Source organism: Vibrio sp. V03_P4A6T147, assembly GCF_002241085.1.
GTDB lineage: Bacteria > Pseudomonadota > Gammaproteobacteria > Enterobacterales > Vibrionaceae > Vibrio > Vibrio anguillarum.
In genome coordinates this window covers 1-8,522 of sequence record NZ_NDIO01000082.1, presented here as the reverse complement: position 1 = coordinate 8,522, position 8,522 = coordinate 1, and the positions used below count along the sequence as shown (strand labels likewise).

9 protein-coding genes, 1 other RNA gene and 2 pseudogenes are annotated in these 8,522 nt (G+C 42.7%); 5 read left to right on the top strand and 7 right to left on the bottom strand.

What is annotated here, in order from left to right; all coding sequences use genetic code 11:
• A partial coding sequence (locus B9J84_RS02960; RefSeq protein WP_094123490.1) for a DNA phosphorothioation-associated putative methyltransferase occupies nt 1-1,669 on the bottom strand: 1,669 nt, incomplete at its 3' end.
• Between the two features lie 279 nt (nt 1,670-1,948).
• On the opposite strand from B9J84_RS02960, the gene B9J84_RS02955 reads away from it, so the two are divergent.
• The 3 genes from B9J84_RS02955 to B9J84_RS02950 all read left to right on the top strand — a co-directional run bounded on the left by B9J84_RS02955 (nt 1,949) and on the right by B9J84_RS02950 (nt 3,442).
• On the top strand, nt 1,949-2,344 hold the full coding sequence (locus B9J84_RS02955; protein WP_170935161.1) for an ACT domain-containing protein: 396 nt from the start codon (nt 1,949-1,951) through the stop codon (nt 2,342-2,344).
• Between the two features lie 99 nt (nt 2,345-2,443).
• Nucleotides 2,444-2,596, top strand: a complete 153-nt coding sequence (locus B9J84_RS16205) for a hypothetical protein (protein ID WP_179217506.1) — start codon at nt 2,444-2,446, stop codon at nt 2,594-2,596.
• A gap of 288 nt (nt 2,597-2,884) precedes the next feature.
• Nucleotides 2,885-3,442, top strand: coding sequence for a hypothetical protein (locus B9J84_RS02950; protein WP_013857463.1), 558 nt, complete (start codon nt 2,885-2,887; stop codon nt 3,440-3,442).
• A 16-nt stretch (nt 3,443-3,458) separates the two neighbouring features.
• Here the strand turns inward: B9J84_RS02950 and B9J84_RS16290 are convergent.
• From B9J84_RS16290 to smpB, 4 genes and pseudogenes are all read right to left on the bottom strand, one after another.
• Nucleotides 3,459-3,581 (bottom strand): annotated as a pseudogene (locus B9J84_RS16290) (integrase); the annotation flags it as partial.
• Between the two features lie 170 nt (nt 3,582-3,751).
• Nucleotides 3,752-4,105, bottom strand: a pseudogene (locus B9J84_RS02945) (type II toxin-antitoxin system HipA family toxin); the annotation flags it as partial.
• Nucleotides 4,106-4,440: 335 nt separating this feature from the next.
• Nucleotides 4,441-4,807: a transfer-messenger RNA gene (gene ssrA, locus B9J84_RS02940) on the bottom strand.
• A gap of 67 nt (nt 4,808-4,874) precedes the next feature.
• On the bottom strand, nt 4,875-5,360 hold the full coding sequence (gene smpB, locus B9J84_RS02935; RefSeq protein WP_013857439.1) for an SsrA-binding protein SmpB: 486 nt from the start codon (nt 5,358-5,360) through the stop codon (nt 4,875-4,877).
• 116 nt (nt 5,361-5,476) lie between these two features.
• Between smpB and B9J84_RS02930 the strand changes: the two genes are divergently transcribed.
• Both B9J84_RS02930 and B9J84_RS02925 read left to right on the top strand, forming a co-directional pair.
• A complete protein-coding gene (locus B9J84_RS02930) occupies nt 5,477-5,908 on the top strand; it encodes an SRPBCC family protein (RefSeq protein WP_094123487.1) in 432 nt (143 codons plus the stop codon).
• Nucleotides 5,908-6,210 (top strand): RnfH family protein, encoded by a 303-nt coding sequence (locus B9J84_RS02925; RefSeq protein ID WP_010319507.1) that lies wholly within the window; start codon nt 5,908-5,910, stop codon nt 6,208-6,210. Before B9J84_RS02930 ends, B9J84_RS02925 begins: the two co-directional genes overlap by 1 nt.
• A 111-nt stretch (nt 6,211-6,321) precedes the next feature.
• Here B9J84_RS02925 and bamE read toward each other — a convergent pair whose 3' ends face one another.
• Nucleotides 6,322-6,681 carry an outer membrane protein assembly factor BamE gene (gene bamE, locus B9J84_RS02920; RefSeq protein WP_010319506.1) on the bottom strand — a complete coding sequence of 120 codons (360 nt, stop codon included), beginning with the start codon at nt 6,679-6,681 and terminating at the stop codon, nt 6,322-6,324.
• Between the two features lie 144 nt (nt 6,682-6,825).
• Nucleotides 6,826-8,490, bottom strand: coding sequence for a DNA repair protein RecN (gene recN, locus B9J84_RS02915; RefSeq protein ID WP_094123491.1), 1,665 nt, complete (start codon nt 8,488-8,490; stop codon nt 6,826-6,828).
• Nucleotides 8,491-8,522: the final 32 nt, after the last annotated feature.

Sequence of the window (8,522 nt, the reverse complement as noted above, 5' to 3'; positions counted from 1 at the left end):
CGATAGATTCATCCAATTCACCGTACATTTGTAACCCCGCGCCTACATAAACTCTAAGCAGTAACGGTAACTCATCTAACCATGATTTATGGAAGATTAGTGAGTGATCGGGGTTTAACACACTAGCAGGTAACTGTTGATGAGCTTTTTCGCATTGTGCTTGAATCAGGGGCTTATCAGCTATGGCGAATAATAGCTCAGTCGCTAGGTTAATTGCAGTGTTGTAATCGCCAAAAAGCGCTTTGATATCTCTTTTCAAGTTTTCAGGTTGTTGTGTGTAGGGTTTGCGCTTTTCAAATAATCCCATTGAAAAATAAAGTAAAAGGTCTTCCTTGCGTCGTCTTTCTGCTTGTTTAAATGCTTTGGTATCAAACATGTCACCGATCAAAGTAAAGGTTTTCTTATGTGAGCCAATGAGGCTGCGAACCTGTTCACTTGCTGCAAACTCATCGTTTGCAGGTATCCGACCAAGCTCTAGGCAAGTATTCCAAAAATTATCAAACAGAGCTTGATGCTGGGCGATGACCAGCTTTGCTTTGTCTTTTGCTTCCATTGGCTGTGGTGAGGTGAGCTGCTGCCATTGATGATGACGTTGGTATTTACTTTGTAAGTAGCGCTGTTCTTCTAGTTTATCTTTAAAGAGGTAAAATATACCCGGTGCAATAGCGATCGCTTCTTCCTGAAGGCTCCGTTCAAGATAAGCTTTAATTTCTGACTGTGCGTAGTATTTTTGGAAGGTGTTACGTGAAGTAATAACTCCATCTTTATAAGGCTTAAACTGATTGATATAAGTTTCGTTGGCTAGCATGACGGCTACAATCAGGAGCCTTTCTGTTAACTCCCAAGCCCCAAGTAAGGCTTCCAATCTTTCATCTTGATCTTCAATGACATTTAAGACAAAGCCCAGATTGACGATATCTGAGGATACTTGTTCAACGTCTGGTCTAAAGTTTGGGTCCCAGCCTAGTGCATCTAATCCATGGGCTTCTAATTCTCTTAAATCGTCACCTCGTCCACAGCCATAATCAAAAATTGAATAATTACCAGAAAGGTAGCCGTGTTTAGCTAAGCTTTTCATTGGGGCAGAGAGCTGATGACGGACAAGTGCTGTTTTGTGACGATCAATCCCGATTTCATTCTTAGCTGTTATTGCAGAGCAGCGAAACAGACGGCCATCAACGAGCTGATAATCATGACGAGCGATTACATTTTCCCATGATCGTTTAAAGCCAATAATGCGAGTGTTTTCATACAAACCGGCATTTTCGCCTTCCTGCGTAAGGCTAACAAAGTGCGAGTAGTATTCGCTATTAGGTAAAATCATCGTTTCTTTGCGATGTAAGATCGGCGGGTTATCCGAGTCGTTATAGCAGGTGAGCTTATGACTTAACTTAGAGAGGTTGACGTTAAGGCTCTGTTTAAGTGCTGGATAGGAATTGCTATAAAAACCAGGGTAATGCAGTAAAGATAAACGGAACTCCCTTTTAAACAGTTTGACTAGATCCCACTGTTCATCAGGTAGATTAAGCGCTTTGGCGACGGCCAGAATAAACTTGCTCAGTGTTGTTGGTAAGGCACTGAATGCATCCTTATGTAAGTAGATAGCCTCTGGTAGCTGTTTACCTATTTTGATTTGCGCCACTAACTGTGAAAATTGTTCTGCATCCATACCATCACCTGAAATACATGTTTGTGGAGAGTATAAAGCATTCAGATAGTATTGAGTGATGTGTTACGTTGACCTTTTTGATTTTAAATGCATCTTGTTTTTTCTTTATTAACATTGCGATTCTATAATCAATTGAATTTTATTTAATTTTCATTTCCTTCTTGTTTTTTAATTGTGGCTATAAGAATAATTAATCACTAATTAATATTATTAATTTCACTTATTCCACAGAGGGCTTTACTCTGCACTTCGGCTTCAATTTGAATGAGAAAGAAAAATATGACAGCGATTACTGATTTAGAGGTTTTACTGCAATCCATGTCACCCGAGTTGGTGGGTGGAAGTTATGTGTTTTGTACTGTGCAAGGGGCATTAGCCGATTATTTGCATTTAGAACCCGTGGCGACATTTCAAGAGCGTGAAGGGCTGACCTTGGTCGTTGAGCAGCAAAAGGCCATTGCGGCGCAGCTCGATTTTGAATCGGTATTCAGCTTAATTACGCTGACGGTTCATTCAAGTTTAGAGGCGGTGGGTCTAACGGCCGCTTTTGCAACTAAGCTAGCTTCGTATGGCATCAGCGCTAATGTGATCGCGGGTTATTATCATGACCATATTTTTGTGCAACAAGAGAAGGCAGAAAAGGCGATGGCAGCACTCAAAGAGTTCGCACAATAACGATTTCCTTGCTACCTGCAACTCCAAGTTGTTTGGTTATAAATATTCAAAATAGCATAGTTTGATGAAACCAATCGGTTAAGTGTAGAGGATAAGTGTATGAGTAATATGGTAATGAAAGTGAAGACGGCATCTGGTCGGCAAGTGACCTATCACCGGAATTTAACGGCGCTGCGCCAGTCGTTTGACCAATCTGGGATTCGCTACCAGTTGATCGAGACGAAAGTGGTTGCGGTTCGTTCTCCTCGCTGAATGAGTTAGCGTACGTCAGTTAATTTTCATTCAGGGATGATTGAATGTGTCAAAAGGGGAGTGGTAATGCGTTTGTTGAGTTTGCAGTTTTGTTTCCAAAATTGAGAAACATATTTTCGAGAATAAGCGTGTATTGATAAGAGTCTTTTCTAGGATTTATACCGAATGCCGTGATATTATCCTGCGCCCAACGGCTAGGTGGTGGGTTTATAAACCACTACTGGCCTTATTAGTAGCAGATAGTTTCATTGTTGTGGATGATGATTCTATGTAAAAAGAGACCGTATTTTGCTTGATATATTACGCGAAGTATTAGGATGGACATCTGTCGCATTCTATATATCACTCACTATTTTTAATTCGATGAAGTTTACTCGCTATGCTGCATTTGCTTCGGCTGCGAATGACATTGCTTGGTCAATTTTGATGGGTTGGTGGCCTAAAGTCATTCTTAATCTGTCGGTTGGTGCCATTAACGCATATCGATATGTGAAAGATTTTACTAACACCAGCAAAATGGTGATCAATTCTGCTGCGGCTTTGATGGCGAGCGGTATTCTTTATATTGCTTATGTGGCCGTAAGCAGCTTTATCAATAACCCCACACTAGCCGAAGCCTTGCAGTTTGGCGATCTCGCGTTAATTTTGTTGGCACTGTATATGACTGACCTGAAAAGGTTCCGTTTGCTCATGTTCTTATCGGGGTTTGTTGGTATGGCTGCCTATTTCGGTAACCCACAAATGATGATCATCAAAGCGTTGGTTATTGGCATTATGGCTTACAAGCTTTTCCGCGCCGATAAACTCACGACAGTCGCTACCCATCAGCAACAAACGAATGCATAACTGCGGGTGTGTAAACTGACCTCCGCATTTGTACAAGAGAAACATCAGGGGGGCGTCCTAAGTTGAGATTGGCGCGCTTTCTATTTATTGAGCGATAGTCATTGAGTTGCGATTGTTTAGAGCCACCTGGCAAAATCATCAATTTCCTACTTCAAAAGGAATTGAACCCGCGTCCATGTATTCCTAAATCATTTAAAAATGCTAGCTTGTTATAGCAACTTAATCTAAATCAAGAGCGCTGATACTGAAGCGATTTTAACGCATCGGGAGAAGAGGGGAGCCGTCCGACTTTTAAGCCAAATGGTTTGAGTTGCCAATAGGCGACATCGTGCCAAACTTGAGCAAAACATAGTCTTGTTCATCTGAACTAAGGTCTTCAATATCTAGGTATTTAACCCAGTACCGTCTACTAGCGCCGCTAGGCATAATATCGTCTAGAAACTTTAACCATCTGGGTTTACCCATGTCATCAAAAAAGAATGAGACAGGGTGGTTGAGTGAAACAGCGTGAAAGTCATCTTTATCGTGATGCTCTAGAGCATAGTCGCTGAGGTAGTTGAGTTCAGTCACTCGGAAATTATGTTGGCTACTTTTAGGGAACGAGATAATACCAATATCTATCCATTCACCTTTGATAAAAGCTTGTACGGTTAGTTCTTCCATCGACAACACCTCTACTTATCAATGAGTAAATTGTTACTCATAATCTGTAAGTCAAAAGTTTTGATGAACAGAATGGATGATTTCAGCGATGAAAGCTGCGATAGGAAGTGGGGCGTTAATAGTTTGTACAGTGATGCAAGTTGTTCGTAATAAATGAACAGTTACCTTGAATGAACAAAGTGGTTGAGGTGAGCTGTGGCAGTGTTACGCAGAATGTTACTAAATGACTGAGATTAAGTGAATCTTGATGAGACGCCCTGAACCACTTAAAGCTAGATAGGACAAGGGTTTAGAAAAGAAAACGGGACGTCCTGAGACGTCCCGTTACTAGTGATTGGTGGAGCTGGCGGGATTTGAACCCGCGTCCGAAAATCATTCATCATTGGTACTACATGCTTATTCGGTCTTTAATTTCACCATCAAACTGCGAACCGACACGCTATCTAATGGCTATCCTGAATTAGTTTTAATGCTTTGTCTCTCAGGCGGGAGACGCGGCACGAGCTTGTTTGGTTTTGACTCTCTGTTGTTCCCCGTCTTACGAGCGGAAGCTAGGGCAGAAAGGCTCTTGGCAGGTTATTAAGCTGCTAGTGCGTAGTTTTCGTCGTTTGCGACTATTTTTTTGCGGCTTTTAACGTGGCAAACCGCCCCACGGCATGCACCTCAGACTGCAAAATTCCCGTCGAATCCAGAATCAGCCCCAAGTGTGTTGACGCATACTACCAGAAAACCTTTGTCTGTCTAGCTTTCTGCGTCTAAGTGGTCAAGATTAACGCAATGAGCTCTTCATTACGCGTGCTTTCTCTCTTGCCCAATCTTTTTCTTTTAAATCATCACGTTTGTCATGCAGTTTTTTACCTTTCGCTACACCAATTTTGATTTTCACCCAAGAGCGAGACCAATACAGTGATAGTGCGATAAGTGTCATGCCTTCACGGTTGATGCGTCCATAAAGGTTATCCAGTTCACGGCGGCTGATTAACAGCTTGCGCACGCGAGTTGGGTTGGCAACCACGTGAGTGGATGCTTGCTGCAGTGGCGTTATTGTCATTCCGGAAACAAAGGCTTCTCCGTCTCGCATGAAAACGTAGCTTTCTGCGATATTCGCTTTGCCTTGACGAAGAGATTTGACTTCCCAGCCTTGGAGCTCCATGCCAGCTTCTACTTCATCTTCGATAAAGTATTCGTGGCGAGCTTTTTTATTTACAGCAATGGTATTGCTACCTGCTTTTGAGTTTGATTTTTTCTTTACCATAGTGGCGGCATTATACGGCTTGGTTTGAGCTTAGGAAATCCTTTTATTTGCGTAGGATAAGAATAAAAGTAAAATTGTTACACACCAGACTTTTTCGGTGGTGATGAGGAGAGAATATGAAGCAAGTCAGTCGTTCTGCTTTAGTGTCTTTTAGTGCAGAACAAATGTTTAATCTCGTGAATGACGTTGCTCGTTATCCTGAATTTTTGCCAGGTTGTTCTGGTTCTCGCGTTATGGAATCTTCCGATTTGTCGATGGTGGCTTCGGTGGATGTTTCAAAGGCAGGGATAAGTAAGACGTTCACAACGTCGAATGTGTTGGTGGCCAGTGAAGCTATTTTGATGAATTTGGTCGATGGTCCTTTTAAGGTTTTAAAAGGCGGTTGGTATTTTACTGCACTTGATGAACAAGCCTGCAAGGTTGAACTTAAACTGGAATTTGAATTTTCGAGCAAAATGGTGGAATTGGCTTTTGGCAAGATATTCAATGAATTGACCAGTAATATGGTTAACGCATTTACCAAACGAGCGAAACAGGTGTATCAGTAATGAGTATTGAATCTGAGATGATCCATGTTGAGGTAGTCTATGCATTGCCTCACGAGCAAAGAGTACTGAATTTGGTGGTAGACAAAAACTCAACCGTCGAAACGATAATTCAACAGTCCGGTGTGCTTGAGCTCTACCCAGAGATTGATTTATCAAAAAATAAGGTCGGGATTTTTAGTCGTAACGTTAAGCTAGATTCGACGGTCAGAGACCGTGATCGCATTGAAATTTATCGTCCGTTATTGGCCGATCCTAAAGAGATCCGTCGCAAGAGAGCCGAGCAGGCAAAAGCGCAACAGTAAACGTTGCTGCGGTATTGGGTGCAAGATAAAGGGCTCGTTATGAGCCCTGTCCGTTAGTGTCACTCATTGTGAGGTGCACTTTGGGTATCATTTGTTTGAACGTGTTTTCGTTCAGTTTACGCCTTCAAAAAACCGTTCGCTAGCAGGGTAGTCGCCACTGATTTCCATCAAAGCACCTGCGGTATTAAATGTCGCAATCAGGTTTTTCTGTATCGATTCTTTGTGGCCTTCCGTGTGGTGATAAATGTAATACCAAGTATCGGGATAACCGTTTTCAATAAGCATCGGCGACCCCATGACAAACCTAACCTGTTCTTTGCTCATACCGAACTTGAGTTGATCGACGGCTTGCTGTTCAACGTAGTTGCCTTGGTTAATATCAATACGATAAACGAGTTTTTCTAATAAAGAGCATCCAGTCAGCATTGTCATTGCTAAAGGGACTGCGATTAACCACTTTTTTAACTGCATATTCAAAATTCTTTGCCAATAGGTCGTAAAACTGGACTGATAATAAACAAGCTCGCAGCAGAAGTAAAAAATAGACTGAGCTACGAGCTAGTTGAGACTGCAAATTTTGAGTTTGGTTGCAAACCTAAAAAGAAAAATGTCAGCTTAGGCGGCGATCAGCAGTTCTTTCGCATTAGCAAGGGTAGATTCGGTGATTTGGCTACCCCCTAAAAGGCGAGCAAGTTCAGCGATGCGTTGTTCACTATCTAATCGTTTCATTTGTGTTTCTGTTTTTCCTGCTTTGGCTTGCTTGCTAACAAACAGTTGTTGGTGCCCGCAGCCTGCCACTTGTGGTAAGTGAGTCACACACAGTACTTGAGTTGATTCACCTAATGTTCTTAGCATTTTTCCGACTACCGCTGCTGTCGGGCCACTGATACCAACATCGACCTCATCAAAAATAAGGCTAGGGGTGTCTACTTTTTGAGCGGTGATCACTTGGATTGCTAGAGATATCCGTGACAGTTCTCCGCCTGACGCGACTTTAGCGATAGGCTGCAGCGGTTGACCTGGGTTGGTTGAGACTAAGAAAGTTACTGTGTCAAAACCCAGTGGTGATGGATGCGTTGTTTCATGATTAACTTCGATGCAGAACTTGGCTTTTTCCATGCTCAGTTCGTGCATGCTATTGGTGATTAATTTATCCAGCTCTTTCGCGTAACGGCTACGAGACTTATGCAGTTTGTCGGCACAGGTTGCAAACTGCTGATACTGTTTGGCAACGTTACTTTCCAGTTCTTGTAATTTATCTTCAGAGCAGTCAAGTTGCGCTATTTGTTTGAGCAGATCTTGGTGGTGGTGGTAAAGCGCTTCAGGAGCGATGTAGTGCTTGCGCGATATGGACATCACTTTAGAGTAACGTTCTTCTACATAAGCCATACGTTCAGGATCGACATCGATACTGTCCAGATAGTTTCGCAATTCACTGTTGGCTTCTTCGAGTTGGATGATGGCTTCAGCCACCATGTTGGGTAAGGTCGCAAGTTTTTCATCTAACTCGGCCAGTTCAAGCAAGGCGTGGTTGGCTGACTGCAGCAAACTTAGCGCATTGACTTCTTGCCCCTCATAAATAAGCTCAATGGCTTGCTGGCAAGTGGTAGCAAGCTCGCCACTGTTGGCTAAACGTCTGTGCTCTTGTTCGAGTTCGGTGAACTCTTCTTCACCAATCGCCAATTCATTGAGCTCTTTGATTTGATATTCCAGCAGTTGAACTTGAGCTTGGTTTTGTTGACTATTTTCTTTGAGTTGATTGAGCTGGTTATCTGCTTGACGCCACATTTGGTAGGCTAAGCGTGTCTCTTTGACAAGATTCACGTGACCTGCGTATTGGTCCAGCATGCTCATTTGATACTCACTTTTCATCAGTTGATGATGGGCGTGTTGACCGTGAATGTTGATCAGTAATTGACCTAGAGCTTTGAGTTGTGAAAGAGGCACAGGGCTGCCATTGATGAAGGCACGAGAGCGGCCATCTTTGGTGATGATTCGGCGTAAAATACACTCTTTTTGGTCGAGCAAGTCATTGTCTTCCAACCAGCGCGTGGCGTTGAGGTTATTGTCCAAAATAAAGGCGGCGCTGACTTCGGTTTTTTCTTCACCCTGCCTGACCATTCCTGCTTCCGCACGGCCACCAAGACATAAACTGAGCGCGTCAATTGCAATGGATTTACCCGCACCGGTTTCGCCAGTAATGGTAGTCATTCCTTTGGAAAGCTCTAACTGCAATGATTTAACAATAGCAAAATTATTCACACTTAAATGAGCCAGCATTTCTGTACCTATATAATCAAATAACACTGTAT

Excerpts from the sequence above, each read along its gene's own strand:
- bamE (WP_010319506.1), bottom strand. The coding sequence starts at position 6,681 with ATGCAGTTAAAAAAGTGGTTAATCGCAGTCCCTTTAGCAATGACAATG.
- B9J84_RS16205 (WP_179217506.1), top strand. The coding sequence starts at position 2,444 with ATGAGTAATATGGTAATGAAAGTGAAGACGGCATCTGGTCGGCAAGTG.
- B9J84_RS02930 (WP_094123487.1), top strand. The coding sequence starts at position 5,477 with ATGAAGCAAGTCAGTCGTTCTGCTTTAGTGTCTTTTAGTGCAGAACAA.
- B9J84_RS02925 (WP_010319507.1), top strand. The coding sequence starts at position 5,908 with ATGAGTATTGAATCTGAGATGATCCATGTTGAGGTAGTCTATGCATTG.
- smpB (WP_013857439.1), bottom strand. The coding sequence starts at position 5,360 with ATGGTAAAGAAAAAATCAAACTCAAAAGCAGGTAGCAATACCATTGCT.
- recN (WP_094123491.1), bottom strand. The coding sequence starts at position 8,490 with ATGCTGGCTCATTTAAGTGTGAATAATTTTGCTATTGTTAAATCATTG.
- B9J84_RS02955 (WP_170935161.1), top strand. The coding sequence starts at position 1,949 with ATGACAGCGATTACTGATTTAGAGGTTTTACTGCAATCCATGTCACCC.